This is a genomic window from Gilvimarinus sp. DA14 (assembly GCF_024204685.1).
In the GTDB taxonomy this organism is placed as follows: Bacteria; Pseudomonadota; Gammaproteobacteria; order Pseudomonadales; family Cellvibrionaceae; genus Gilvimarinus.
Genome location: NZ_CP100350.1, coordinates 1048005 through 1074118 on the forward strand (window position 1 = coordinate 1048005; position 26114 = coordinate 1074118).

Consider the following 26114-nt stretch of genomic DNA (forward strand, 5'->3'; position numbering starts at 1 on the left):
GCCTTCGGCGCTGTGGCGGCTTTTTCGTTTGCGCTTTTGGTTAATACGACAGACTCACACTCCCGTCCGGGATCGGCAAGCGATTAGGTTCGCCAACCCAGCAAGACGCGAGAACCAGATTCCCTAAAATTGATGACGGCCAGAGCCCCTGCAAGGGTTCGGGTTTTATTTTTGTTGGAGAAAGCTCATGTCAACGTTAATGAACACATACGGCGCCAGAACCCTTACCCTCACCAAGGGCTTGGGCAGCCGAGTGTGGGACGATGCGGGCAACAGCTACCTTGATGGCATTAGCGGTATCGCCGTGTGCGGCCTGGGCCACTCCCATGCGGCCGTAACCCGTGCCATTAACGAGCAGGCAGATACTCTTTTACACGTCTCTAATCTATACAACATCCCCGCGCAAATGGCGCTGGGCGACAAGCTGTGCCGCGCCGCGCAGATGGACAAAGCGTTTTTCTCCAACTCCGGCGCTGAAGCAAACGAGGCGGCGATCAAGCTGGCCCGAAAATATGGCAACGATAAAGGCATAGAAAACCCCACTATTGTGGTGATGAACAGCGCTTTTCACGGCCGCACCATGGCTACCTTAACCGCCACTGGCAACGCGAAAATTCAGCAGGGCTTTGAACCGCTGCTGTCCGGTTTTGTGCGCGCACCATTTAACGATATTGCCGCTATTGAGGTATTGGCCGCCGAGCACAAGAACATTGTCGCGGTGCTAGTCGAGCCCGTTCAAGGCGAAGGCGGCGTGCGCATTCCCGATGCGGATTACCTGCCCAAGCTGCGGGAGCTGTGCGATCGCCACCAATGGCTGATGATGCTGGACGAAATTCAAACCGGTAACGGCCGCACCGGTAAATACTTTGCCTACCAACACACCAACACTCTGCCCGATGTGGTCACCACCGCCAAGGGTCTGGGCAACGGCGTGCCTATCGGCGCCTGCCTGGCACGCGGGGCAGCGGCAGAAGTATTCGGCCCCGGCAACCACGGCTCTACCTTCGGCGGCAACCCTCTGGCCTGCCACGCGGCTGAAGCGGTAGTCGACACTCTGACTGGCGGCGACTTAATCGAGCGCGTGGCCGCACGAGGCGCGCAAATGCTGCAGAGTTTTAAGACCAAGCTTGCTGGCAACGACAAGGTGGCAGACATTCGCGGTCACGGCTTGATGCTGGGCATCGAACTGGAAGCCCCTTGCCTTGAGCTGGTAGCGAAAGCGCGCGATCTCGGCCTGCTTATTAACGTCACAGCGGGCAATACAATTCGCCTGTTGCCAACTTTCATCATGACTGATGAAGAAACCGATGAACTGATCAACGGCGTTGTGCAGCTCATCGAGCAATTTGAACCAACCGAATAAAACAGTAAAGGCATTACTATGGTTGCAATTAAAGCACCACAGACAGCAAACAAAGTGCGGCACTTTCTTACCCTTAACGACATCAGCAAAGACGAGCTGAAGTCAATCATCGACCGTGCCATTGAAATGAAACAGGCACTGTACGAGGGCCGTGCCCAACCTTTACTGGAGCGCAAGGTGATGGGGATGATTTTTGAAAAATCCTCCACCCGTACCCGTGTATCGTTTGAAACCGGCATGGCGCAGCTGGGCGGCCACGCGCTGTTTTTATCACCGCGCGACACCCAACTTGGCCGCGGTGAGCCGATTGAAGACTCGGCCCGGGTGCTGTCGCGTATGGTCGACATCGTGATGATTCGCACCTTTGGTCACGACAAAATTGAGCGTTTCGCCGAGTTCTCTCGCGTACCGGTAATCAACGCCCTGACCGATGACTTTCACCCTTGTCAGCTGCTGGCCGACATTCAAACCTTTGTCGAGCTGCGTGGCTCCATGGCGGGCAAGTCAGTCGCCTGGGTGGGCGACGGCAACAATATGTGCAACTCGTACATAAACGCCGCCGCCATGTGCGACTTTGAGCTGCGCATCGCCTGCCCCGAGGGTTTTAACCCTTCCAGCGACTTGATAAATACACACAGCGACAGAGTTAAACTGTGCGCAACGCCGCAAGAAGCGGTGCAAGGAACCGACTTAGTGGTCACAGATACCTGGGCCTCCATGGGTCAGGAAGAAGAAAAAAGCGAACGTGAACGCGCTTTTGCCGATTACCAGGTTAACGCCGAGCTAATGAGTCACGCCGCCAGCGACGCGCTGTTTATGCACTGCCTGCCCGCTTACCGCGGCAAAGAAGTGAGCGCTGAGCTATTGGACGCTCCGGATTCAGCCGTATGGCAAGAAGCAGAAAACCGGCTGCACGCGCAAAAAGCTCTGATAGAATTTTTGCTGACGCAGTAACCCTGCCAGCAAGCAATATCTCGGACCCAACTACTCGCCAAACAACAGCGTATTGAGTTAAGGAGTGAGTATGAGCCATTGGCAGGAATTTCTCGAAAGCCAGGGCGCCCGGCGCCGCGACAATGGCGGCTATGCCTTTGCCGGTGACACACAGCCACTTTGCAGCACCAGCACCTGGCTCAGCCCCCTGGGTCATCAAGGATTTATCAGCCTAACCGGCCCTGATGCGACTAAATTTTTGCAGGGTCAGGTGACCTGCGATGTACGTGAACTGGAAAAACAGCAGTGGCTACAGGGTGCCCAGTGCAATTTAAAAGGCCGCATTGTTGCAAGCTTTAAGCTTGCCGCTCTGGACAGTGAAAACTTACTCCTAAAAACCAGCGCCGATCTTCTGCAGACTCTTTTAACCAGCCTGCAAAAGTACGCGGTTTTCTCCAAGGTAACCCTTGCGGCCGACTCCCAATGGCTGGCCTTTGGCCTCTGCGGCCCCAGTGCCGCTGCACTGGTTGAGCAGCAAACTGGCCTTGCGCCAGACATCCACGGTTTTCAGGCATCCGACACAGTGATCGCCCTGCAACACGAGCCCGACCGTTACGAACTTTGGGTAAAAGTCGAAAATGCGCAAAAGCTCTGGTTGAGCCTGGCCGAGCACTGCCAACTGGCTGGCACTGAGCACTGGCAGCTGAGCGATATAGGCGCCGGCATCGCCGAGGTCGACGCCGCCACCAGCGAACGCTTCACTCCACAGGACTTAAACTATCAATTGATTGGCGCCGTCAGCTTTAAAAAAGGCTGCTACACCGGTCAAGAGGTGGTAGCCAGGCTACACTACAAGGCCACATTGAAAAAACACCTCTACCGCATTGCCGGTGCAGGCGAGCCTCCGGCAGCTGGCACCAGCATTTGTGACGCGCAAGGTAAAAATCGCGGCGAAGTAGTCCAGGCAATCGCCACAGACCAGGGCTTTGAAGCTCTGGCCGTGCTACCTAGCGCTGACGAAAATACACTGCAGCTGAGTGACTCTGGCGAGCCGGTTACCCGATTAAGCTTGCCCTATAGCATTCCCTCGGCAGACAATAGCGACTGAATACAAAAAACGGGACAACCGATGAGTCAAGTAGTAGACACTGTCCGCCAGGACATTATCGCCGCCATTAAATCTGACCGCCTGGTACTGCCCACCCTGCCCGAAGCGGCCCTGCGGGTGCGTGAAGTAGCCGAAGATCCAGATGCGAATATGGATCAATTAACCAACGTTATCGGCAACGATGCGGCCCTCTCAGCTCGCATTGTGCGCGTGGCAAATAGCCCTTTGATGCGTTCCAGCAAAGCCATTGAAGATTTAAAGTCCGCCGTAATGCGGCTGGGCATTCAATACACTTGCAACATTGCCACCGGCCTTGCCATGCAGCAGATGTTTCAGGCTACGTCGGATTTAGTCGACTCACGCCTGCGCGACACCTGGAATCGCTCCAGCGAAATCGCCGGCATTTGTCATGTGCTGTGCCGCCACTACACCAAGCTGCGTCCCGACCAGGCTACCCTGGCCGGGTTGATTCACCGTATCGGTGTGCTGCCCATTCTTACCTATGCCGAAGAGCACCCCTCTTTGCTCAAAGACAGCCTGACTCTGGACCGAGTGATCTTCCAGTTGCAGGGGGCCATTGGCGATCTCATTTTAAAAACCTGGGATTTTCCCGCCGAAATTGCCAATGTGCCTTCACAACACATGAAATTTAACCGCGAAGCCGACAAGGCCGATTACGCCGACATAGTTACCGTGGCGATGCTGCAAAGCTACCTGGGTACAGACACAGCCCTGGGCCGCGTGGACTATCACAAAGTCACAGCGTTCGGCCGCCTGGGCATGGACCCGGACATGCAAATGGCTGAAGCCGAAGACCTATCGGCGGAAATGGAAGCGGCAATGACGTTGTTGCAATAGAAAGCCCGACGTCTGAAGTCGGATGTCTGATGCGTCCGACTTCAGACGTCCGACCTTGGACACACTTCACAGCCGCCAATCAATCGGCTCTACCCCTCTGGCCTGTAAATACTCATTCGCTTTAGCAAAATGCCCGTTACCTATAAACCCGCGATGGGCGGACAGCGGCGAGGGGTGAGGCGAGGTTAGCACCAGATGTTTGCGAGTATCGATCAACCGCCCTTTTTTCTGTGCGTAGCTGCCCCACAGCAAAAACACTAGCCCTTCGCGGTCTCGGTTGAGTGCATCGATGGCCGCATCTGTGAATTGCTCCCACCCCTGATTTTGATGCGACCCAGCTCTGCCTTGCTCGACACTGAGCGTGGCGTTTAACAGTAGTACGCCTTGGTCAGCCCAGTTTTGCAGGCAGCCGTGATCTGGCCTCGGAATACCCAGGTCACGCTCTATCTCTTTAAACATGTTTTGCAGCGAGGGGGGCGGGCGCACCCCAATGGGCACGGAGAAGCTTAAGCCGTGGGCCTGCCCTGGGCCGTGATAGGGGTCCTGCCCCAAAATCACCACTTTGACCTGCTTAAACGGGGTGGAATTGAACGCGTTAAACATTAACGGCGACGGCGGATAGATAGTTTTACCCGCTTGCTTTTCGCGCTGCAGAAAAGCTTTTAACGCCTGCATATGGGGCTTTTCAAATTCGCCCTCAAGCTCGGCCAGCCAGCCGGGCTCCAGTTGAATGGGTTTTGCCTCACTCACAATCTAACTCCTTTGCAAGCGAGGCAATGTATCACTGTTTACTCGTCGATGCAGTATTCGGCGAGGGGCGGAAAGCCGTTAAACTCAACCGCGCTGTAGCTGGTGGTGTAAGCGCCGGTAGAGAGCCAGTACAAGCGGTCTCCCGAGGCCAAATCCAGCGGCAGCGGATACTTGAAGTTTTCGTACATAATGTCGGCACTGTCGCAGGTAGGTCCGGCCAGCACAGCGCCCTCTAATTCGCCGCTTTTTTCTGTATAAACCGGATACTTGATCGACTCATCCAGGGTTTCAATCAAACCCGAAAATTTACCCACATCGGTAAACACCCAGCGATGCAAGGCGGTGCGCGATTTGCGTGAAATCAGCACCACCTCACTGACCAGCACACCCGCATTGGCAATCAGTGAGCGGCCGGGCTCGAGAATAATGCGCGGAAACTCATCGCCAAAATCCTCGTGTAAAAAGCGCGTGATCTCTTCGGCGTAAGTCGCTAGATCGTTAGTGCGGCTAATATAATTGGCCGGAAAGCCACCGCCCATATTGATCATTTTCAGGGTGATCCCCTGCTCTTCAAACAAACGCTCAAAAATAACCTTAACTTTTGCCAGTGCCGCATCCCAGCTGCCAATCTCACGCTGTTGTGAACCCACATGGAAAGACACACCGTAGGGTTCCAGCTCCAGCTCGCGCGCCAGTGTCAGCAGCTCTACCGCCATCTCAGTTTCACAGCCAAACTTGCGTGACAGAGGCCAGTCGGCGGTTTGCGAACCGTCAGTCAAAACGCGAACGTAAACCTGCGCGCCGGGCGCCTCGCGGGCAATAGTGTGCAAGTCAGCTTCAGAGTCGGTAGCGAACAGGCGCACACCACGCTCGTAAAAATAGCGAATATCTGCAGCCTTTTTAATGGTGTTGCCATAGCTGATGCGCACAGGCTCAACCCCCAGGCCCATGACTTTGTCCAACTCGTAGCGCGAGGCGATATCAAAATTGGCGCCGCGATCACGCAACAGCTTTAAAATAGCTTCGGCAGGATTGGCTTTGACCGCGTAGTAGATATCCGCATAGGAAAAGCTGTTCACCAGCTCATCATACGCTCGGGCAATGGTCGGCAAGTCGATAACCACAAAGGGCGTTTCGCGCTGATCGGCGAATGCTTTTATCCGTGCAAAGGTCTCCGCACGGTAGTAATCAGCAACGTCGGTTACACCATTAAATTCGTTCATTACTTGCCTCCTGGGCTTTTTTGTTGCGGCAAAAAAGAAGGGGCAACCCGCCGCAACGAATCACCCCAAAACCGTTGGAGCCTAAAGAGTAGCAGCTCCGAAAACGCGCGCATTAAAAGACCAAACCCAGCGCTTGGCAATCAATTTATTAGGTTAATTTCTTCTAGGCGCTGGCAAGAAAAGCTTCAAAGACGAAACTTTAGTTATAAGCAAAACCAACAGACACAAAAAACCCGGCTTGCGCCGGGTTTTTGCGGAATAAACCGAGGTAGAACCTGAGCTTACAGCTTGCCAGAGTTCTCAGACAGGTAAGAAGCAACGCCCTGGGCAGATGCGTCCATACCTTTGTCGCCTTCCTGCCAGCCTGCGGGACATACTTCGCCGTGCTCTTGGTGGAACGCCAGAGCGTCAACCATGCGCAGCATTTCGTCAACGTTACGCCCCAGAGGCAGGTCGTTAACTACTTGGTGGCGAACCACACCGTCTTCGTCGATCAGGAAAGAGCCGCGGAAAGCAACACCGGCGTCAGCTTCTACGTCGAAAGCCTGACAAATTTCGTGTTTAACGTCGGCAACCATGGTGTATTTAACTTGGCCGATGCCACCTTCGTTCACGGGGGTGTTACGCCATGCGCTGTGGGTGAACTGAGAATCGATAGATACCGCAATCACTTCAACGCCGCGATCCTGGAACGCCTGGAAGCGGTTGTCGAAAGCAATCAGTTCAGAGGGGCATACGAAAGTAAAATCCAGAGGGTAAAAGAATACCACTGCTTTTTTGCCTTTAATGGCTTCAGACAGCTTGTACTCATCAACGATTTCGCCGTTGCCCAGAACAGCTGCTGCAGTAAAATCCGGTACTTGTTTTCCTACTAATACGCCCATGTCTTAATCTCCTAAGTTAACGGACTGAGAAATAAACTCCCTGCAAAGGTGGGGCTTGTTTAAACAAAAACAACCCCGCTTCGCAAAGAGAGTGACAAACTTGTGTGACAATGCTGCGGACAGCTCCAGAGTTGAGCTGCCTTGGCAATCAACAATCAATTGCCCGATATTGCGGAGTTATCTTACACCCTCTATTTCCGCGGTCACATTGATTTTCTATATGGCTGCTATTGCATTTTTTTGCCTGCAGCGCGATTGATCGCCAATTTGCCCACAATAGCGCCAAAAATCGTTATAACCAGAAGCGCAAAGCCAAACAACAATTATTCTCAGAAATTATTGACATAAATTCTCATTAGCAATACTATCGCGATATGACAATGCTGTGAATAATAGGCTTTTATCTCTCATGTACGTTTGTCTTTGCCAGGGTATTACCGATCGCCAAATACAGGCCGCCGTCCACGACGGTGCCCACAGTCTAGGTAAGTTACGCAAAAGCCTGGGCGTAGCAAGCCAATGTGGCAAATGCGCATCGCTCACCCGTGAGATTCTTGACGATACCTTGCAGGAAATACCGGAAATAGGTGGATTACCACAGTTTTTCGCAGTCGCCTGATGCTGTTTGTCAGGCGCAAACGAGAATAAGAACACCTCTCCCAATCATTCAAAAATCCCTTTCATTTCAAAGACTTACGCTTGACAAGGGCGCATTTCGAGCCCACACTTACGCGTGTTTTCCACTGTGCCACTGCACCGGTAAGGAGTCGATCATGAAAGGCGATCCCAAAGTAATTGCATATTTAAATAAAGTACTGGGTAACGAGCTGGTTGCCATTAACCAGTACTTCCTTCACGCCCGTATGTACAAAGACTGGGGCCTGAAAGAGCTGGCTGACCACGAATACCACGAGTCCATCGATGAGATGAAGCACGCCGACATGCTGGTTGAGCGCATTCTGTTTTTAGAAGGCTTGCCCAACCTGCAAGACCTGGGCAAGCTGCTGATCGGCGAAAATACGCAGGAAATGCTGGAATCGGACCTGAAAGTAGAGCTGAAAGCCATACCCGATTTACGAGAAGGCATGGCCTATTGTGAAGAGGTTCAGGATTACGTCAGTCGCGATCTGCTGAAAAACATTCTGGAATCGGAAGAAGAACACGTCGATTGGCTGGAAACCCAGCTGTCATTGATCGAGAAAGTGGGTATTCAAAACTATCTGCAGTCGAAAATGGCCGGAGATGAATAACGTCTGACGCCAGATGTCGGAAGTCAGATGCAAGAGCGTTCAAAGGCAGGATACCAAAACCAGCTTTTTGCGCTCTTGATCGGCGTCTGACATCAGACCTCCGACGTCAGACATTGGATCAATTCAACAAGCCATATACACCCACTGAATAAGCCCGTTTGTCGCCGCTGCCATCCAGCGATCTGAGTTTGATACTCTGGCCCAGGCTGGGGTCTTCATCGGTGTAAAGAGTGCTTCCAGTACCTTCGTCGAAGCTGACAACACCCGGCTGGTGAAACATATAGCCAATTACATCGCCCTGCTCCACCCCTACACTGAGCGGAAAGTTAATACGAGCAACGCCCGATTGCGGCGCGGTTAGCTGGCCACTTTTCCATATAACCAGTAACTGGTCCTGCACCGGACGCATAACCTGAACGGTAAAAGTGCCGGGCTTAATAAAATGCGCACTCACACCAGTGAGCGTACCCGACGCAGGCATAGGGTTGGCCAAATCCACCAACAACATCGGGTGGTTGTCCACTTTGCTGCGCTGCACCAGCTCGCCACCTACATAGTCGAGCAAATCACTCTGGACCATAAAGTCCTTCAACTCGTCGATTTCATTTTGCACAAAGCGGCGCACCTGCCCGCGCAACTCAGACGACTCTTGTACGCGCACGGTTTTCTCGGTATCCAGCACCGCCATAACGCGATTTAACTCATTGATTTGCGCCTGCAACTGCCTCTCTTGCTGCTGCAGATTGGCTATTTTGGCATTGGCCTGATTTAGCTCGCTCTGCAACTGAGCGTTTTCATCCTGCATCTGTTTGATGTTAGGAGGGGTCTGGCAACCAGCGGTCAGCCCTGTCGCCAGCACCGCTAACGCTAAAGAAACTTTATTCATGGATTTCCTCGCACTTAACTTCGGTTAAGTATACCGCTATTGCCCCACCTTAAAAGACGCACTCGCCAAACGCATATCATCAAGCAGCAAGTCCACGTGATACCCGCCCTCACTAAAGCCTGCGACAGGGCGCTCGATGCGGAAAAAATTAGTGCCATTACCGCCGCTCACAATGACCGGGACCTGGGCAATTTGTACGCTGCGCGAGCCATCCATCAGCACAGCTTGAACCACACTGGCCTCGTCGCTGCCGAAATTGGCGTAAGAAAAACCTAGGTAGATCACGCGGTCGGGGGCCAATACCTCCGGCTGCGGTAAATCCAGTCTCGACAGTGGCTCGGCCGATACTACCAGGTTAGAGATTTTCGGCATTTGCGATTCCACCAGTTGGTCCAGCTCCAGCCGACGAGTTAGTAGAGCTTGACTCTGTGGGTAGTGGTCCCGCGCACTGGCCAGCTGTAAGGATGCCTCCTCCAGAGCCCCACCCCGAATCATGCTGTCGATGCGCCCGATCAGCCCCTGCTCGACCTTGGCCAAGCCCTCGCGGGCCTCTGTATTATCGGGGCTTTGCGCCAATATACTTTGGTAGGTATCAAAAGCATTACCGTCTGGCGGAGCAATTAGCTTATCCGCCGCCATCAGCGCAGTAGCACGATCCAATAAAGGCTGAACCTGCAGGGCAAGATTTTGCTGCGCGGCGCCGAGCTGCGCCGCCAATACTTGTAGGCTCTCACTCTCAGGAGCAATAGCCAGCGCCCGCTCTAGCGCCCTGGTCGCCTGCGCCAGATCGCCTGCGTCCAAGGCCGATTGCGCACGGCGTTGGTAGCGCGCCGCAATCGAGCTCACCCCCTCAAGCGCGATCGGGCTATTCGGGTCGGCCTGCAAGATATCGCGATATATCTCGAGAGCATTAGCCCCGGCGGGCGCATCTAAAGCGCCCTCGTCCAAATAGAGTTGAGCCTGTAACAGCTGATTCGCCAGCGGGGCGTCCATCTCAGGCTCGCTCGTTGCGCTGGTATCACTATTAGCGCCAGTGTCGGCTAGCGAGGACGCCCCCTGTTCAGCCACTTCCGGTTCAACCATCTGCTTTTCAACCACCTCCGTTTTAACCTCCTCGGCCTCAGTCGAAACAACAGACGACACCGCAGAGGATTGCGGCGCACTGCTTATGCTGCCCGCACCGAGATCGGGTGCGGGCAAGGAGATACTCGGAAGGTGTAAATTCTGCCAGTAGTAATAACCCCCGCCCGCCAATAGCAGCACAATAAACACAAGGGTAAGCAAACCGCCCCGCCGCGCGGGCTCGGGCTGGTCGGTAATGGTATGAGCGCGGCTAATGCTGTCCTCGCTGCTCACGCTAAAGCTACCGTGGCTGGCCAGGTAATCGTCGTCCTGTTCCGCTGCCCGGGCCACAGCTTTGGTATCCAGGCGCGCGGTCTGAAACTGCGCCGAGGCCAAGGTGGGCGCCCCCTGGTCAACGTCTTCCAGTCTGGGGAGAGTCGCCATTACCTCGGCGATACGCTCAATATCCTGCGCATCTATCGCTTCCAGATCGACAATTAGTTCACTGCCGTTTTGATATCGATCTGCCGGCTTTTTCGCCAATGCCTTATCAATAACGGCCTGAAATGGCCGCAGGTGCTCCGGCAGGCGTGGCACAGGTTCGGAGACATGCATAATCCCTACGGCCACTGGCGAGTCGGCATCATAGGGTACATGGCCACATAAGAGTTGGAAGAGCACCACGCCCAGGCTGTAAATATCACTACACGGATATAGCTGGGCTCCCTTCGCTTGCTCGGGGCTCATATAATGGGGCGTGCCCATGGTGGTGCCGGTTTGGGTCATACCCGATGCCACGTCCGAGGCGCGGGCAATTCCGAAGTCCATCAACACCGCGCGGCCATCATCCGCGTGCAGCATGATGTTTTCGGGTTTTACATCGCGATGGATGTAGCCTTTGCGACCGGCATAATCCAGTGCGCGGGCCACATCTTTGACAACCCCGAGCGCTTTTGCCAGAGGTAAATCATAGCGCTGGGCTTTGAGATCTTCCCCCGGAATATACTCCATGGACAAATAGTGATTGCCATCGTGTACGCCCACGTCGTACACGGTGACGATATTCGGGTGCATCAAGCGCGACACAATGCGGGCTTCGCGGATAAACCGCTCACCAAAGCTCGGGTCTTTACTGAGCTGGGGCGACATTACCTTCAGTGCCACCTCGCGCTCAAAGCTCTCCTGAATGGCGAGGTACACCGTCGCCATGCCACCTTCGCCGAGAGTATCAATAATTTTATAGCCAGGTATTTCCATTTACGTGCCCGAGGGTGTGAGTTGCGGTGCATTATACGTGCTTCACGCCACTGCTTATTGTGCTGCTTAACCTCAACAAGCAGCACAATATAGGCCAATTCTAAGATTGGCAATACACACCGGGACGTGGCTAATCTCAATTGCTCAAAAGGCCACCAATTGCTACCATTGCGCCCCTTTACAGGGCTTGCTTTTGCGCCCGGTGCCCGCAACCTACTCCAGATACAAGAGAATCTCTATGACCCAGGACTTTCGCCGTGCCCCCCTGGCAGAACTTGCTCATCACCAAGCCTTTATCGGCCGCCACATTGGGCCGGACAGCGCCCAGACTGAGGCAATGTTAAAGGCGCTGGGGCTCGACTCCATCGATAACCTGATAGAGAAAACCGTGCCGGCTAAAATTCGCCTGAACGAGGCACTAGAGCTGGAAGCAGCAAAATCCGAAGTTGAAGCCCTGGCCGAATTAAAATCCATTGCGGGCAAAAACAAGCTGTTTAAAAACTTTATCGGCATGGGTTATTACGACAACCATGTCCCCAATGTAATTTTGCGCAATGTGCTGGAAAACCCAGGCTGGTACACCGCCTATACCCCCTACCAGCCCGAAATCGCCCAGGGGCGCCTAGAAGGCCTGCTGAACTTTCAGCAAATGATTATCGACCTGACCGGCATGGACCTGGCTAACGCTTCCATGCTAGATGAGGGCACAGCGGCGGCCGAGGCCATGGCCATGCTCAAGCGCCAGAACAAAAAAAACCGCTCCGAGGTTTTCTTTGTCGCCGCCGACACTCACCCACAAACCATCGCCGTGGTAAAAACCCGCGCCGAACACTTTGGTTTTGAGGTAGTGGTGGACGAGCCCGAAAAGCTGGCCGAAATCGACTGCTTTGGCGCACTGCTGCAATACCCGGGCACCACCGGCCAGGTGCGCGATTTAACCGAGATTATCAGCGCGGCCCATGAGCAAAATAAACTGGTGACCGTCGCCTCCGACTTGCTCGCTTTGGTGTTGTTAAAATCACCCGGCGAGATGGGCGCGGACGTGGTTATTGGTACCAACCAGCGCTTCGGCGTACCCATGGGTTTCGGTGGTCCCCACGCCGCCTTTTTTGCCTTTCGCGATGCCTACAAGCGCAGTGCCCCCGGTCGCATTATTGGTGTGTCAGTAGATAGCCGCGGCAAAACCGCGCTGCGCATGGCCATGCAAACCCGCGAGCAACACATCCGCCGCGAAAAAGCCAACTCCAACATATGTACCTCTCAGGTACTACTGGCGGTCATGAGCGTGTTTTACGCTATTTATCACGGCCCCCAAGGCCTGGCTCGTATTGCCGAGCGAGTGGCTCGTTTAACCGATCTGTTGGCCCGTGGCCTGAGCACTCACGGCTTTAACCTGCTGCACGATGACTACTTCGACACCCTGTGCATCAAAGTAGGCGATGCCCAGCGCGCGATCTATCAAACGGCACTAGCCAACCAAATCAATCTACGCCTAATCGGTGACGAGTGTATTGGCATCAGCCTGGACGAAACCACCACGCTAAACGATGTCAGTCAGTTGCTGAACGTATTTTGCGCGGGCGATCACGGCCTGGACCTGCAAGCGTTGGACGCTGAATTAAGTGGCGCCTCTGACGCCGGCCTACCAAGCACTCAACGCCGCAGCGATGCTGTTCTGACTCACCCGGTGTTTAATACCCACCAGTCGGAAACCGAAATGCTGCGTTATCTAAAGCAGCTTGAAAGCAAAGACATCGCTCTGAATCATTCCATGATTCCGCTTGGCTCTTGCACCATGAAGCTCAACGCCACCGCCGAGATGATCCCCGTCACCTGGCCGGAATTTGGCAAGCTGCACCCCTTTGCCCCCATTGAACAGGCGCAGGGTTATGCGCAAATGTTTGAGCAATTACAGCAAATGCTGGAAGCCTGCACCGGCTATGACGCTGTGAGTTTACAACCCAACGCCGGCAGCCAAGGTGAATATGCGGGCCTGGTAGCGATCAAGAAATACTTCGAAAGCAAAGGCGAATTCGAACGTGATATTTGTTTAATTCCCGCCTCGGCCCATGGCACCAACCCCGCCTCGGCGCAGATGGTAGGCATGAAAGTTGTGGTCGTAAACTGCGACAACAAAGGCAATGTTGACCTAGACGATCTGAATGCAAAAATCACCGAATACACCAGTCGCATCGCCTGCATTATGGTCACCTACCCCTCCACCCACGGCGTATTTGAAGAAGGTATTACCGAACTGTGCGCCGCGGTGCACAACGTGGGCGGCCAGGTGTATATCGACGGCGCCAACATGAACGCACTGGTGGGTGTAGCCGCGCCGGGCAAGTTTGGCGGCGATGTTTCGCACCTGAACTTGCACAAAACCTTTTGTATTCCCCACGGTGGCGGCGGCCCCGGCATGGGCCCTATCGGCGTGGCAGAACACCTAAAACCTTTTTTACCCGCCCACCCGGTTCAGCCTGTGCCAGACACCGATGAAGCCAACGGCACTATCTCAGCCGCCCCCTGGGGCTCGGCTAGCATTCTGCCGATTAGCTGGATGTACATTAAAATGATGGGCCGCGAAGGCATGACCCAGGCCACCAAAGTCGCCATTCTGAACGCCAATTATGTGGCGAGAAAGCTGGGTGACCACTACCCCATTTTGTACAAAGGCACTGAAGGTTTTGTCGCCCACGAATGTCTGCTGGATTTGCGTCCGCTCAAAGACGCCAGCGGGGTTACCGAAGAAGACATTGCCAAGCGCTTAATGGACTTTGGCTTTCACGCCCCGACGATGTCCTTTCCGGTGCCCGGCACTTTGATGATTGAGCCCACCGAGTCCGAAAGCCAAGAAGAGCTGGATCGTTTCGTTGAGGCGATGATCAGCATACGCAAAGAAATCGCACAAATCGAAAGCGGCGAAATGGACTATAACCACAGCGCCTTGCACAACGCACCGCACACCCAGGACGATGTGCTGGAGGGCGACTGGCAGCGCCCCTATTCACGCGAGCAGGCTTCGCGCCCAGCCGCCTGGTTAAAAGCTCATAAGGTATGGCCCAGCGTTAATCGCATCGACAATGTCTATGGCGATCGCAATTTAGTGTGTAGCTGCCCGACGATTGAAGAGTACCGTTAGCCATAAAGTTCGCCAGGTACTCGAACTTACCGTCGCTTTAACTGTGCATCAATATCGGCGCTGCTGTGGCGTTCGGGCAACTGCTCCCAGTCTTCGCCCCAGGTGCGGTTAACAATTCGGCCGCGTTGCACCGCCGGGCGGGCTAGAATATTTTTGGCCCAGCGCTGCACTTGGGGGTAGCTGTCCACATCGAGAAATACGGCGGCGTCATCATACAGCTCGCCCAAAACCAAATTGCCGTACCAAGGCCAGGTGGCCATATCGGCAATGGTGTACTCGTCTCCGGCCAAGTACGCATGCTCGCCCAAACGCTGGTTTAACAAATCCAATTGGCGCTTGGTTTCCATGGTAAAGCGGTTAATCGGATACTCAAATTTCTCGGGCGCATAGGCGTAAAAGTGGCCAAAGCCACCGCCAAGATAAGGCGCCGCGCCCTGTAGCCAGAACAACCAATTAAGCGTCTCTGTGCGACTTACTGGGGAGCGCGGCAAAAAGCGGTCAAATTTTTCGGCCAAATAAAGCAAAATAGCGCCGGACTCAAACACCCGTACAGGCTCGGCGGCGGAATAGTCCAGCAAGGCGGGAATTTTGGAGTTGGGGTTTACTGAGACGAAACCCGAGGAAAATTGATCGCCCTCGCCAATGTTAATGAGATGAGCATCGTACTCAGCGCCTGCTTCGCCTGCCGCCAACAACTCCTCCAACAGTATTGTCACTTTCTGGCCGTTCGGTGTTGCCAGCGAATACAGCTGTAAAGGATGCTCGCCTTGCGGCAGCTCTGCATCGTGTGTGGCACCTGCCACCGGACGGTTTAATTTCGCCCAGGTGCCGCCATTTTCGCCGTCCTGACGCCAGACTTTGGGGGGAATGTAAGTATCAGACATTGGAACCTCTCGCTTTTGCGCTAAATCAGTAGTGATTAGGTTGGGATGCGAGAGGTGACTTCAAGCGCGCTCGGATTTAGAAATGTTAACCTTAGCGATACAAGTCCATGTACGCCTTATGCCGCTTTTTTATCTCGTCGTAGTCTTCAATTAAACCAAGTGACTCGGTCATCTGAAGCAGCTCGTGGACGCTTCGGCTATACACCTTGTCCATCTGGAAAAGGTCCATCTTGTACTTGCCTTTGCGAGCCTGACTCAACCTCAACTCTCTGTGGTTTCTCGCCTGTTCAAAAGCGTAGATAGGATCTTCAACAAACTTATGAATCAGCTGGTACTCTTGCTGGGCAAACAGCTCTTCTCTTACAGCGAAAAACAGGCTCCGGGATTGCTCTGGGTAAGCTTGATCAACGGCACGGAAGACTTCGATTGTCGCACGGGGATCACCGATGTATTCGTTGATCGAGGCAAACTCCATCATCATGTCAAAATCGCCCCTACCGTCAAGCAGCTGCTCTTTGTGCTCGGCGGCAATGTTCTGCAGCGCGGTCATGGCCGGAGGGTAGAGTTCGCCAAGTTTGGCCCAGTCGGCTAACGCAAAGGAAAGCCTGACACCAAACTGTCCCTCGGCATCGCGCGACTCGGCAAAATAAACTTGATGCATCGACAGTGCTTCAGCGTATTTTTCCTGTTCGACCAGGCTGTGGATCTTTTGCATGTCGTAATCGACCTTATCGGCATAAACCGGTGCCGAGCAACATAATCCTAACAACAATAAATAAGACGTGAGCTTCATAATCCCTCCAGAAGGTTTCTTTCCTTACAGCGCGATTAAGACAGTCACTATCCTCGTCGCGCCGGCTTGATCATCAGTCAACAACTTTTGCTTCTCTCGCCCTTCAGTCAACAAATTTAGACAACAGGCGAATGTAAGCCACCTGATAGCCATTGGAGTTTTCCGTTACCTCCCAAGAGTTTAACGGCCAGCTGGTATTAAAATCGGTGTAAGACTTCATCGGCGGCTGATTGTGCGGCGGCGATGGCGGCGCCATGCCACAGCGATTGTTGTTATCGGCGCCGCCACAGCTGTCCGGACAACAGGCGTCCCAGTTGTACTGTGGGTTGGGCCCGCCCACGACAAACCCTGGCGCCGGCCCATAATTTGAACCACTAACAGAATCCCAGTCGGGGCTGCCATCGCTAAACCAGCTGTGATAGAAACTGTCCACCGAATCCTCTGCACCGAATTCGCTCATATTGGAAAGGTAAACCTTACCCATAGGGTTGGTACCGTGCAGATAATTCAGGTAGCCAAGCGCTGCGCTATCGATAGCCGCAGTGTTTTTATCACCCAAACCATAGGTTTTCTGATGATAAAAAGTGGCGGCTTTTACTGCCATGGTTCTACTGCTGCCCCAGGTGAAATTACTGTCACCAAGGTACGCCCGGTAAGCGTCAGTTTTATTACTAACGGCGGCCCAGTTTTCCACGCTTTGCATAGACTGAACATAGCCACTGTTAATAGCCTCAGCCGTGGACTCTGTCGCCCCCGGCAGACTGGCATAGTAGAGTAAAGTGTTGAGCAGCTCTTCATTCCACGGGCTCACCCAACCTATATTCGGTGACTGACTGTCAACGTAGTTGCGAAATTCTTCCTCGCCCGTCAGGGCAAACAAATACACAGCGGCGATTAGCTTTTTATTGGCGCGGCCAGTGTCGTCCACTTCCTGCTCACCGGCGGCAACACCATTAGCGGCATTGTAAAAGGTTACCGAAGGGTTGGCGTTGGCCCAATCCCAGGCGGCCAGAGCTTTCTGGCGTAGGCTTTGCGCATAGGCTTTTAACGTTTCATCGCCAAACTGAGAAAAGAAGTCGGCGCCAAATGCAAAAGCGGCCGCTGAGGACAAGGTAGCGCTGGTTGAAGCCGGGCCGTAAACACTGGCGCCAGCGGCGGACGAGGGGGGACTGGCGTGGTCCAACCCCATAACAGACAGCACAGAGCCGTCAGACTCCTGCATTTTAACCAGCCAGTCCATGCCCCACTTAATTTCATCCACCAAATCGGGAATGCCGTTACCCGACTCGGGCAAATTAAAATCATCTCCCCAGATAGTCGGGCGCTCCTTGTAGATATGCATCAAACTCAACAAATAACCGGCGTGCCAATTGCTGTATTTGTTGTAGTCACCCGCATCAAACCAGCCGCCGCTTAAGTCCCGCTCGCTGCTGGCATCGTCAAGGGCGCTGAACAAACGCGCCTCGGTATCTTGCCCCGGACCAATGTGGCTCGCACCATCCACCCAGCCGCTATCGGCATAGGGAGCCTGTTTAGCAAAGCCCGCGCGCTGATAGTAAAAAGCGCGCACGGCTTCAACCAGCACAGGGCGATATAAATTATTGGCTATCTCAAAAACCGGCGAGCGCACTTGGTTAGACTTATCTACCAGGGCGTAGCGGCCAGGCTCGTTCAGTTCGGTAAAATCCACCCACCAGACCCTGTCGCCACTGGTAGTATTTACCTCGCCCTGCTGCCAGGCAGCGGGCTCCACACTAAGCGCCACCTCGCCACTAGTAAGGTTCACAACCTCATAGGTATCGCCCGGAGTAAAACCCAAGCTGGCATCAAAGCCTTCTATAGGATCGCGCAGCACCGCAATTTTGGTAGCGCTGGGCAGGTAGCCGAACTGATCTACCGCAATGCATTTTACCTCGGGCATCTGCTCAACTTCTAAAGTTTCGGAGGCTTGCACAGCCACGCCACATTGGCTTGCAGCCGCTGAGCTGGAAAGACTGCTGGCAGAGGAAGACGATAAACTACTGGAATGTTCGACACTGCTACTCGACAGGCTTGAGCTGCTTAGCGCCGACGAACTGGATTGGCTACTGATACTGACGGCACTGGAGCTGGAAACCACCGGAGCGCTGCTACCACCACCTGAACCTCCACCACAACCGCTAACAGCGAGTACGACTGCAAGAGGCAAAAGATGCTGCGTATTCATTGGGCTACCTTATTGTTATTTATATTTGACCAGCATCCTAGCTGAAACCGGTTTCAGCGTAAAGCAGCGCCGCTTGCAAACCTACTCAGGTAAACGCCTTATGATTCAAAGAGGCTTTTTAACTGGCCGCCGCTAATTCGCTGCTGGGGGGCCTGAAAGGTGCTTTATACCGCTCGCTGCGAAAATACCGAGCGCCACATAAAAAACTGCGCCACTACCCCACAACCCAGCATAGCCAGAATTACCGCAGGCAAAGTATGAGGCAAGAAACCCGATAATGCGCTCAGCACCCCGGCCCCACCAAACTGGCAGGCCCCCAAGAGCGCGGCAGCGGTACCGCTGTTATGCGGAAAGTGCTCCATATAACAGGCTTGAATATTGGGAGAAAGGGCGCCGTGTGCGCCTATTGCCAGCATCATCGCCGGCAAAAATGCCCACAGCGGCCACTTGAGAAGTGTCGCCAAGAGCAACAACACCAGCCCTACCCCCTGCAGACCAGTCGCCAGGCGAAGTATGTGTAGCGAGCTAAAGCAGCGCGCTAGCAGAGCACGGTTAATCAGATTACAGCAGAACATAGCGACAATATTGGCCGCGAACAAAAAGCCAAACGCATCGGCCGATTGCCCGAAGTGTTCCTGGTAGATAAACGAGCTATGGGTGATAAACAGCATCATTACCGAAAAGGCGCCCACCTGCCAAAAGATATAAGGCATGGCCTGACGTGTCGCAAATACGGCTAAATAAGGTCTAAGCAAGCTGCCGTCGGGTTTATCAACGGTGACCGAGCCTGGCATTTGGCTGAAGACTACCCGGTACAAGATGGGAATTAACAGCACGGCATAAAGAGCCATAAAGATAAAAATGCCCATCCAGGGGCCAACTTTCAGCAACAAGCTGCCAATGGTTGGCGCCACGCCGGGTGCCACCACCATCACAAGCCCCATCAGTGAAAAGAGTTTGGCAGCCTCTTGCCCGCTGATGCGGTCGCGCACCATCGCCGGCACGGACACAAGCACCCACCCAGCGCCCACAGCCTGTAGCGCCCTGCCGACCAAAAAATGGGACAGCGTATGCAAAGTAGCAAGCAGCACGCTGGCCAGCCCAAAGATAATCAAGCCTGCCACCAGTACTCGCTTGCGCCCCAGACGGTCCGATAGCGGCCCGCCAATAAGCTGCCCCGCCGCAAGCGCAAAAATATACACAGAAACGCTGATGGCGACGGCCTGCGATGAAACACCCAAATCTGCAGCGATGGCTGGAAACGCGGGTAAGTAGGTATCCAGCGAGAAAGGACCGAGCATCATGGTGGCGGCAAAAGTGAGCACCAAGGCTCGGGTAATAGCGGTGGACGGCTGATTCACGAGTTAACACATCAATGGGCAAACAAACAGTTTAGCCTTTGCGCCAGAGCTCCCGCAAAAAAATTCACCCAAATTAACACCAGTACCAGCGCTGCTCCCCATACAAGTATAAAGAACTGGCCTGCGCTGGCAGGCAGCATGTTACTTACCCTCCAATTACCGTACCGCCGTTGGGGTGAAGCACCTGACCGGTCATATAACTGGAGTCATTACAGGCCAGGAAAATATAACTGGGCGCCACCTCGTCGGGCTGCCCAGGGCGCCCCATGGGCGAGCCCTGGCCGAAATCTTCAACGTCGTCGGCGCTAAAGGATGCGGGTATCAGAGGTGTCCATATAGGACCCGGTGCCACGGCATTCACCCGAATTTTCCGATCCGTTAAGTTACCCGCCAAAGAGCGCGTCAGGGCGACAATGGCGCCCTTAGTCGCGGCATAGTCCAGCAACACAGGCTTGCCACGATAGGCCACCACGGATGCTGAGTTGATGATGGCATCACCTTCGTGCAGGTGTTCAACCGCGCTCTGAGTCAAGAAAAACGTTCCTATAATATTGGTATCAAAGGTTCGCCGCAGCTGAGCTTCACTGATGTCTTCAATCCTGTCACAGACGTGCTGCTCTGCGGCGTTATTAACCAAAATGTTTAATCGACCAAAGGTCTCTATGACTGTTTTTACCGCCTCTTTGCAAAACTCCGCGTCCGCAATATCGCCCTTTATCGCAATTGCTTTGCGACCTTGGGCGCGAATGTGTTGCAGAGTCTCCTCGGCATCGCGGTCTTCGTCCAAATAAATAAAGGCAACATCGGCGCCCTCCTTGGCGTAGCCGATACAAACCGCCCGGCCAATGCCGCTGTCGCCGCCGCTCACTAGGGCCACCTTGCCATTGAGCTTACCGGCGGCCCTGTAATCTTGCATAAGCGATTGCGGCTCAGGGTTCATGCGCGCCTCTTCACCGGGCTGATGAGTTTGATGCTGGGGCGGTAACGAGCTGGCGTTTGTATCAGACATTTCAATCTCCTATTAAGCGTACTTGCGCTTTTCGATGGATTGCTCTGCCACCTGGTAAAGTTTCTCCTGGCGCATATTGTCTTCCATTTTTTCCGCTACTGCGCGTTCTACCACTTCGTGGGCATCGGCAAAGACCTCTTGCTCTTCCTCCTCGATGTGATGTTCCAACGCCTCTTTCAACGTTTGGAATTTCTGGAACCAAGCAGCCCCGGCCAGCTGGTGATCCGTCAACTCCTCTAACAAAGCTTCAGCTTCTTGGTGTTCCTGCTCGCCGTGCTCAACTTCGTCGTGGGTTTTAGCCGCAGTTTTTAGCGGATCGTAAAACGCTTTTTCCTCGGCTTTACTATGCACCACTACAGTGGCTTTTAGCCGGTTAAACAGCTCACTACGCTCGGGAGTTTCTTCAGGCCCCAGAGCGTCAATTTCGTTTAACAGCTGTTTAATTTTCTCGTGGTCCTGCTTTAAATAAGAGTAAATAGACATAACAAGCCTCCAGTAATTCATCGCAAGATGACAATGTACTGGTGAAAATGCAGAGGCCGTGCCAAACAGTAATCTAGGAGAAAGGAACACAGAGACGAGCTTGTAGACGACCAAAAGCATACCACTGGCACTGTATGCAGCATTCGCGGCGGCGGGAGTTGCAAAATTCACCATGCACTGCCGCTTGGGTGTAGCAATTACATTCTAGCGTCTGCTAAGTGCACGGATAAGCGACTGCTTTAAACGGGGCAAAATTGTAGGAGAAAAACTCTCCATAATACCGCGACGCTCTGCGGGCAAATGACGCCCCGGCTTGCCATCGCGCTCGAATACATAATACTCAAATTGCGAGCGCCAGGCCTCCCGCTGGGCTTCGGGAAGCGTTCTCAACGCCATCATGGAGTAAAACAACGCATTGCGCGGATCACCATAGGCGGGGTCAGGTTCACCCCACCAATAATTTATCAACACATTTAAATCATCCAGCGCTCGCACATGGTGCCACCACAAATAGGGAATATAGAGCGCGTCGCCTGGCTCTAAATCGGCCACCAAGGCGTTCTCTTCGGCCTGGCGAAAATTGGGGTAACGCTGATAGTCCGGGTTGTCGAAATCAACCATACTGATCACAGCGCCTGCGGGCGTCATTTCAAAGGGCCCAGGGTACAAATTAGCCACTTGATCTGGCGCGAACAAGGTAAATCGCCGTCGCCCCGCCACACAGCAAGCAATATTCTCAGAGCCGTCATAATGCGCGGCTACCGTTGCTCTCCCACCGATCCAAATACGCGGAGCGATCTCAGGCGATAACAGCGACATCACATTTTCACGCTCAAGGCCCGGCAATTGATCGGCCACCGATGAAGATTGAATCGCTAAGGTGGGCGCCGGGTCTTGCCCTGCGTGACTGAGAATGTAGTCCAGCGCGCTCGCCAATTGCATTCTCGCTGGGCGACAGTTAAGACCAGACATATCGGCGGAATAAAAAATGCGGCCGTGATTCGATGCAGGGCCCTGCACGGCCGTTACCGGCTCGCCGCGATCAAATCGCAGCAAATATTCACAGAAACTACGATCTCCATCTCGATAGGCCTGTACCAGCGGCCACTGCTTTACAAGCTGGCGCATGACGACGGGCTCGTTTAGATCGCGCAGTGTTTCTGCATTGATATTATTGACTTCCCGGATTGTTTGCATTGGCTCAAAGCTTTATATAAGTATGGGACGAGCCAGTATAGGTAGCTTAAATTACACTTGCAACGCTGCTGCGCGGAAGAAAAAAGACCCCATTAGGTAATGGGGTCAAGAGGATGCTGCCATGAAATGAGCAAAGGACAGCTGTGGTACAAGATACTAATATTTGAGTTAAAACCGCGCGCGAACTCCGGCCGCCCAGCGACTCTCGAATACGTTCTGGGTAATCACATAATCGTCCCATTGGGCGTACTGACTTTCGTATTCATCAGTGATATTACTGCCTTGCACATAAACGCTGACGAAATCATTGATGTCGTAGCTTGCAGACACATCCAGGTATATGGTTGAATCCGTCCAGATAGGAATTACACCCTCTCCAACTCCCATACCCAAACGATCTAAACGGTCACTGCGATAATTGGCCGCGACACGAAATTGCCAACCGTAATCATCGTACCAAAGTACCGCGTTACCAGACTTCTCTGAGTTATCCTGAATAGGCAGAGTTTCGCCATACACATCGACGTTCGAGCTGTCGCTAGGAGCGTAAGTAAAGTTCAAGCTAGCACCTAGGCCGCCCCAGATACCCGGTAAAAAATCAAAGGCCTGCTGATAAGCCAGTTCGACCCCTTTAATGCTGCCGCCCTCGCCATTAATGTTTGTGGTAACCGGAAGGTCTCGGCGTATCACACCATCTTCATCAGGTAACCCCATGGTAATTTCGCCTTGCTCGATAAAAGATTCTATATCCATATAAAAGCCCGAGACACTAAGCAGACCTGTTGAGTTGAAGTACCACTCAAGAGACAAATCATAGTTATCCGAACGCCACGGTTCCAGCTGTGGGTTACCATTTTGCGTACCATTAATAGCTACCATAAGGTCGGGGCTTACCCCCAGCTGTTCGCCCAAAACTTCCCCTGCACGCGAGCGACCGATACTTAAACCACCCGCCAAGTCATCGATATCCAAACTGGTCATATTCTTAGAATATGCAGCGCGCAACACCAGATCGTCGGTCAAGTCCAAAGCAAAATTGGCTGACGGTAAAAAGTCGTCATATTTGCGTGAGATAGTCTCTTCGCCAATTTTATCGGCAGCAGTACACAGCGAGCACGGGCGCTCATTGCCGATAATGTTCTGCAAAATATCGAACTCAGTTTCGATATAACGCGCTCCGACATTCCCTGTATAAGTCATGTTCCCCAGGTCACCTTCAAAATTAACCTGGACATATGCGGTGTTAGTTTGTTCTTCAACCGTATAAGAGCGTGAGGGCATAGTCAGCTGTTTGTTGCCAGGATAGAGCGCCTCTTGAAAACCAAAGTTATCGTCCATCACCTCAGGGTTAACAAAGAAGAAAGATCCAGCAATACTTCCGGGCCCAAAATCACTGACTTCATTTACCCAGCCAGAAGGCATATCGGCGTAGTAATTAAGATTGCCGATAGTCATATCTCCATCGGCCACACTGTTTACACCATCTGAGTTGGTATCGCCCAAGGAAGCACCAGAATCTTTCCACATTACATCGGCGCTGTAATCTCCTGTGGTAAAGGGTGCTACCAGAATATAGGTGTCACGGGTTACATCGCGGTTGCCAGAGCGCACCCCGAGCTCTACCGAACGCACGTCCGAACTTGAAAACTGATACTCACCGTCCAGACGCAAAACATCCAAAGTCGCCTCTTCGGTAAAGTTATTCTCAGAGTAAGTCGAGACCAAATTGTAGCGATTAATATCTGAACCAAAGCCCTCATCAAAACCGAGGGAAATATAGTCCCCCGTGCGGTCAAAGGCGACGTCAATCGGATCAGGGCCGTAACCATTGGGGTTAACTGGTTCAGCGCCAGAACCATCATTACGCATCAAGCCGTGCTGGGCACCGCTGGTAACATACCCATGGGCAACATTCTCGGTATGACCGCGCTCGGCGTCACCGTGGAGATACCGAACAGCCCCCTTCCAGGGACCTCCGTTGTAATAGTTTAATTCGATATTGGCGTTAGTTGACTGACGATTATTCGTCAAAGACTCACTGTAAGAACTAACACGGTTGACCAGAAGCGAGCCTTGATTGATAGTATAAATTGAGCCCCCGAGCGGTGAGTCGAGACGCTGTTGGAAGTTATCGGAATATGCCCAGTTATTACCACGGGTGCTGTCAATCATCATCCCTTGTTTGCGATCAGCGTCGTCCATATCGGTATAGAAAATATCGCCAACGAGCTCCAAACTATTGGTTAAGTTCGCTTGTAAACTCGCGGATAAGCCATAGCGATCTCGCTCTGTTTCTCGATCCATGACACCGTAAAAACGCTGCCCCAGAAAAGTGTCATTATTATCGCCGTCATTGTTGAAATCTCGGCGATCGCGAATGTCTTCGCCAATCAGCTCCATGCCATCTAAAATTGTTCCGTTGCGATAGTTAGCCAGTGTTTTCTGATCATAGGTCGCCGTAACAACCACGCCAAAATCCTCGCCATTAAACCCGGCAAACCCTGAAACTTTGCCGTCATCGCCTTTAGATTCAGAGCCCTGCGCCAGCTCTGCGTTACCTGAAAAAGTCCAGCCGGCATCCAAATCAAGGGGGCGCACAGTTGTCAGGTCCAAGGTGCCGGAAATCCCCCCTGCCAGAAGGGATGCCGTTTGAGACTTGTGTACTGTAATACCTGAGATAAGTGGCGAAGGTACATCGGTAAAATCCGGCTGTACCGTAGTAATGGAGCCGGCGCTTAAAAACTGCTCACCGTTGAGCAAGGCCGTAACTTGGGGCATGCCCCGCACGTTAATGGTTGAACCCTCGCCTGCGCTACGGCGGATTTGCACACCGGGAATACGCTGCAAAGTATCGGCGATGGTCGTGTCTGGTAGCTTACCGATGTCTTCAGCTGTGATCGTGTCACTCACGCCGACATTCATTCGCTTTTCATCAAGGTTACGCGCCTGACTTGCCGCTAAACCAACCACTCGCACCTCTTCTAGAGGTTCCATTGTCTGTTCCTGAGCTAAGGCCGATACTGCAGCAGTCATAATAATGGCCGATGCCAAAGCATGTCTTTTAAAGCTAATGCGGTTCACTAAGGAGTCCTCCCACTTCTTGTCGTTAAAACGTCTGGGCGGGTCATTAACCCAAACATCAATATTGTGTTACTTATTTTCTATATATTAATTTTTAAATGTTATTTTTTATCAGGCTAACCGGAAACGAACAGAAACACAACTTTCACATTCGAAGTCTGTGTAAATTTGCGCCCCTAAAAATAGAGCGCATTTTGACCGCATCGATTATTTTTCAGACAAAAAGGATGTGGGACGAGAAAGGCTTTGAAGCCAAAAACCAGGCGCGTGAAATTTACGCACCAGTGTATGGCAAAGAAATTGGTGGGAATAACAAGTTAGTGCACGCTCAATGGGGAAGGCCTAACAAACTATAAACCTACACTTACAAAACTTTATTTTGATTAA

20 protein-coding genes are annotated in these 26114 nt (G+C 53.1%); 7 read left to right on the plus strand and 13 right to left on the minus strand.

What is annotated here, in order from left to right:
• Positions 1–187 precede the first annotated feature (187 nt).
• The 4 genes from NHM04_RS04575 to NHM04_RS04590 all read left to right on the plus strand — a co-directional run bounded on the left by NHM04_RS04575 (position 188) and on the right by NHM04_RS04590 (position 4262).
• On the plus strand, positions 188–1363 hold the full coding sequence (locus NHM04_RS04575) for an aspartate aminotransferase family protein (protein WP_254265864.1): 1176 nt from the start codon (positions 188–190) through the stop codon (positions 1361–1363).
• Positions 1364–1381: 18 nt separating this feature from the next.
• Complete coding sequence (gene argF / locus NHM04_RS04580; protein WP_254265865.1) at positions 1382–2317, plus strand: ornithine carbamoyltransferase; 936 nt, start codon at positions 1382–1384, stop codon at positions 2315–2317.
• Positions 2318–2387: 70 nt separating this feature from the next.
• Positions 2388–3404 carry a folate-binding protein YgfZ gene (locus NHM04_RS04585; protein ID WP_254265866.1) on the plus strand — a complete coding sequence of 339 codons (1017 nt, stop codon included), beginning with the start codon at positions 2388–2390 and terminating at the stop codon, positions 3402–3404.
• Between the two features lie 21 nt (positions 3405–3425).
• Complete coding sequence (locus tag NHM04_RS04590) at positions 3426–4262, plus strand: HDOD domain-containing protein (protein WP_254265867.1); 837 nt, start codon at positions 3426–3428, stop codon at positions 4260–4262.
• A 66-nt stretch (positions 4263–4328) separates the two neighbouring features.
• On the opposite strand, the gene ung is transcribed toward NHM04_RS04590, so the two are convergent.
• From ung to NHM04_RS04605, 3 genes are all read right to left on the minus strand, one after another.
• Entirely contained in the window at positions 4329–5012 is a 684-nt protein-coding gene (gene ung / locus NHM04_RS04595) for a uracil-DNA glycosylase (protein ID WP_254265868.1), read from the minus strand.
• 38 nt (positions 5013–5050) lie between these two features.
• Entirely contained in the window at positions 5051–6235 is a 1185-nt protein-coding gene (locus tag NHM04_RS04600; protein ID WP_254265869.1) for a type III PLP-dependent enzyme, read from the minus strand.
• 281 nt (positions 6236–6516) lie between these two features.
• The gene (locus NHM04_RS04605; RefSeq protein ID WP_254265870.1) at positions 6517–7119 is read right to left on the minus strand and encodes a peroxiredoxin; all 603 of its coding nucleotides are present in this window, start codon (positions 7117–7119) and stop codon (positions 6517–6519) included.
• 409 nt (positions 7120–7528) lie between these two features.
• Here NHM04_RS04605 and NHM04_RS04610 point away from each other — a divergent pair, with 409 nt between their 5' ends.
• Positions 7529–7738, plus strand: coding sequence for a bacterioferritin-associated ferredoxin (locus tag NHM04_RS04610; protein ID WP_254265871.1), 210 nt, complete (start codon positions 7529–7531; stop codon positions 7736–7738).
• A 154-nt stretch (positions 7739–7892) separates the two neighbouring features.
• Complete coding sequence (bfr, locus tag NHM04_RS04615; RefSeq protein ID WP_254265872.1) at positions 7893–8369, plus strand: bacterioferritin; 477 nt, start codon at positions 7893–7895, stop codon at positions 8367–8369.
• 118 nt (positions 8370–8487) lie between these two features.
• Here the strand turns inward: bfr and NHM04_RS04620 are convergent, their stop codons facing one another.
• Complete coding sequence (locus tag NHM04_RS04620; protein ID WP_254265873.1) at positions 8488–9255, minus strand: hypothetical protein; 768 nt, start codon at positions 9253–9255, stop codon at positions 8488–8490.
• Between the two features lie 36 nt (positions 9256–9291).
• Complete coding sequence (locus NHM04_RS04625; protein ID WP_254265874.1) at positions 9292–11574, minus strand: protein kinase; 2283 nt, start codon at positions 11572–11574, stop codon at positions 9292–9294.
• 238 nt (positions 11575–11812) lie between these two features.
• Here NHM04_RS04625 and gcvP point away from each other — a divergent pair, with 238 nt between their 5' ends.
• Positions 11813–14713 carry an aminomethyl-transferring glycine dehydrogenase gene (gene gcvP / locus NHM04_RS04630; protein WP_254265875.1) on the plus strand — a complete coding sequence of 967 codons (2901 nt, stop codon included), beginning with the start codon at positions 11813–11815 and terminating at the stop codon, positions 14711–14713.
• Between the two features lie 26 nt (positions 14714–14739).
• Here gcvP and yghU read toward each other — a convergent pair whose 3' ends face one another.
• The 8 genes from yghU to NHM04_RS04670 all read right to left on the minus strand — a co-directional run bounded on the left by yghU (position 14740) and on the right by NHM04_RS04670 (position 25640).
• Positions 14740–15597, minus strand: coding sequence for a glutathione-dependent disulfide-bond oxidoreductase (yghU, locus tag NHM04_RS04635; RefSeq protein ID WP_254265876.1), 858 nt, complete (start codon positions 15595–15597; stop codon positions 14740–14742).
• Between the two features lie 91 nt (positions 15598–15688).
• The gene (locus NHM04_RS04640) at positions 15689–16390 is read right to left on the minus strand and encodes a hypothetical protein (protein ID WP_254265877.1); all 702 of its coding nucleotides are present in this window, start codon (positions 16388–16390) and stop codon (positions 15689–15691) included.
• 103 nt (positions 16391–16493) lie between these two features.
• Entirely contained in the window at positions 16494–18596 is a 2103-nt protein-coding gene (locus NHM04_RS04645; protein ID WP_254265878.1) for a glycoside hydrolase family 9 protein, read from the minus strand.
• Between the two features lie 164 nt (positions 18597–18760).
• Positions 18761–19957 (minus strand): multidrug effflux MFS transporter, encoded by a 1197-nt coding sequence (locus NHM04_RS04650; protein ID WP_254265879.1) that lies wholly within the window; start codon positions 19955–19957, stop codon positions 18761–18763.
• A 145-nt stretch (positions 19958–20102) separates the two neighbouring features.
• Positions 20103–20966, minus strand: a complete 864-nt coding sequence (locus NHM04_RS04655) for an SDR family oxidoreductase (RefSeq protein WP_254265880.1) — start codon at positions 20964–20966, stop codon at positions 20103–20105.
• A gap of 12 nt (positions 20967–20978) precedes the next feature.
• Entirely contained in the window at positions 20979–21449 is a 471-nt protein-coding gene (locus NHM04_RS04660; RefSeq protein ID WP_254265881.1) for a hemerythrin domain-containing protein, read from the minus strand.
• A 204-nt stretch (positions 21450–21653) separates the two neighbouring features.
• Positions 21654–22646 carry a cupin-like domain-containing protein gene (locus NHM04_RS04665; RefSeq protein WP_254265882.1) on the minus strand — a complete coding sequence of 331 codons (993 nt, stop codon included), beginning with the start codon at positions 22644–22646 and terminating at the stop codon, positions 21654–21656.
• A gap of 168 nt (positions 22647–22814) precedes the next feature.
• The gene (locus NHM04_RS04670) at positions 22815–25640 is read right to left on the minus strand and encodes a TonB-dependent receptor (protein WP_254265883.1); all 2826 of its coding nucleotides are present in this window, start codon (positions 25638–25640) and stop codon (positions 22815–22817) included.
• Positions 25641–26114: the final 474 nt, after the last annotated feature.

Excerpts from the sequence above, each read along its gene's own strand:
- gcvP (WP_254265875.1), top strand. The coding sequence starts at position 11,813 with ATGACCCAGGACTTTCGCCGTGCCCCCCTGGCAGAACTTGCTCATCAC.
- NHM04_RS04620 (WP_254265873.1), bottom strand. The coding sequence starts at position 9,255 with ATGAATAAAGTTTCTTTAGCGTTAGCGGTGCTGGCGACAGGGCTGACC.
- NHM04_RS04590 (WP_254265867.1), top strand. The coding sequence starts at position 3,426 with ATGAGTCAAGTAGTAGACACTGTCCGCCAGGACATTATCGCCGCCATT.
- NHM04_RS04645 (WP_254265878.1), bottom strand. The coding sequence starts at position 18,596 with ATGAATACGCAGCATCTTTTGCCTCTTGCAGTCGTACTCGCTGTTAGC.
- NHM04_RS04585 (WP_254265866.1), top strand. The coding sequence starts at position 2,388 with ATGAGCCATTGGCAGGAATTTCTCGAAAGCCAGGGCGCCCGGCGCCGC.
- NHM04_RS04665 (WP_254265882.1), bottom strand. The coding sequence starts at position 22,646 with ATGCAAACAATCCGGGAAGTCAATAATATCAATGCAGAAACACTGCGC.
- NHM04_RS04575 (WP_254265864.1), top strand. The coding sequence starts at position 188 with ATGTCAACGTTAATGAACACATACGGCGCCAGAACCCTTACCCTCACC.
- NHM04_RS04600 (WP_254265869.1), bottom strand. The coding sequence starts at position 6,235 with ATGAACGAATTTAATGGTGTAACCGACGTTGCTGATTACTACCGTGCG.
- NHM04_RS04605 (WP_254265870.1), bottom strand. The coding sequence starts at position 7,119 with ATGGGCGTATTAGTAGGAAAACAAGTACCGGATTTTACTGCAGCAGCT.
- bfr (WP_254265872.1), top strand. The coding sequence starts at position 7,893 with ATGAAAGGCGATCCCAAAGTAATTGCATATTTAAATAAAGTACTGGGT.
- NHM04_RS04640 (WP_254265877.1), bottom strand. The coding sequence starts at position 16,390 with ATGAAGCTCACGTCTTATTTATTGTTGTTAGGATTATGTTGCTCGGCA.
- NHM04_RS04610 (WP_254265871.1), top strand. The coding sequence starts at position 7,529 with ATGTACGTTTGTCTTTGCCAGGGTATTACCGATCGCCAAATACAGGCC.
- argF (WP_254265865.1), top strand. The coding sequence starts at position 1,382 with ATGGTTGCAATTAAAGCACCACAGACAGCAAACAAAGTGCGGCACTTT.
- NHM04_RS04660 (WP_254265881.1), bottom strand. The coding sequence starts at position 21,449 with ATGTCTATTTACTCTTATTTAAAGCAGGACCACGAGAAAATTAAACAG.
- NHM04_RS04655 (WP_254265880.1), bottom strand. The coding sequence starts at position 20,966 with ATGTCTGATACAAACGCCAGCTCGTTACCGCCCCAGCATCAAACTCAT.
- NHM04_RS04625 (WP_254265874.1), bottom strand. The coding sequence starts at position 11,574 with ATGGAAATACCTGGCTATAAAATTATTGATACTCTCGGCGAAGGTGGC.
- NHM04_RS04670 (WP_254265883.1), bottom strand. The coding sequence starts at position 25,640 with ATGGAACCTCTAGAAGAGGTGCGAGTGGTTGGTTTAGCGGCAAGTCAG.
- yghU (WP_254265876.1), bottom strand. The coding sequence starts at position 15,597 with ATGTCTGATACTTACATTCCCCCCAAAGTCTGGCGTCAGGACGGCGAA.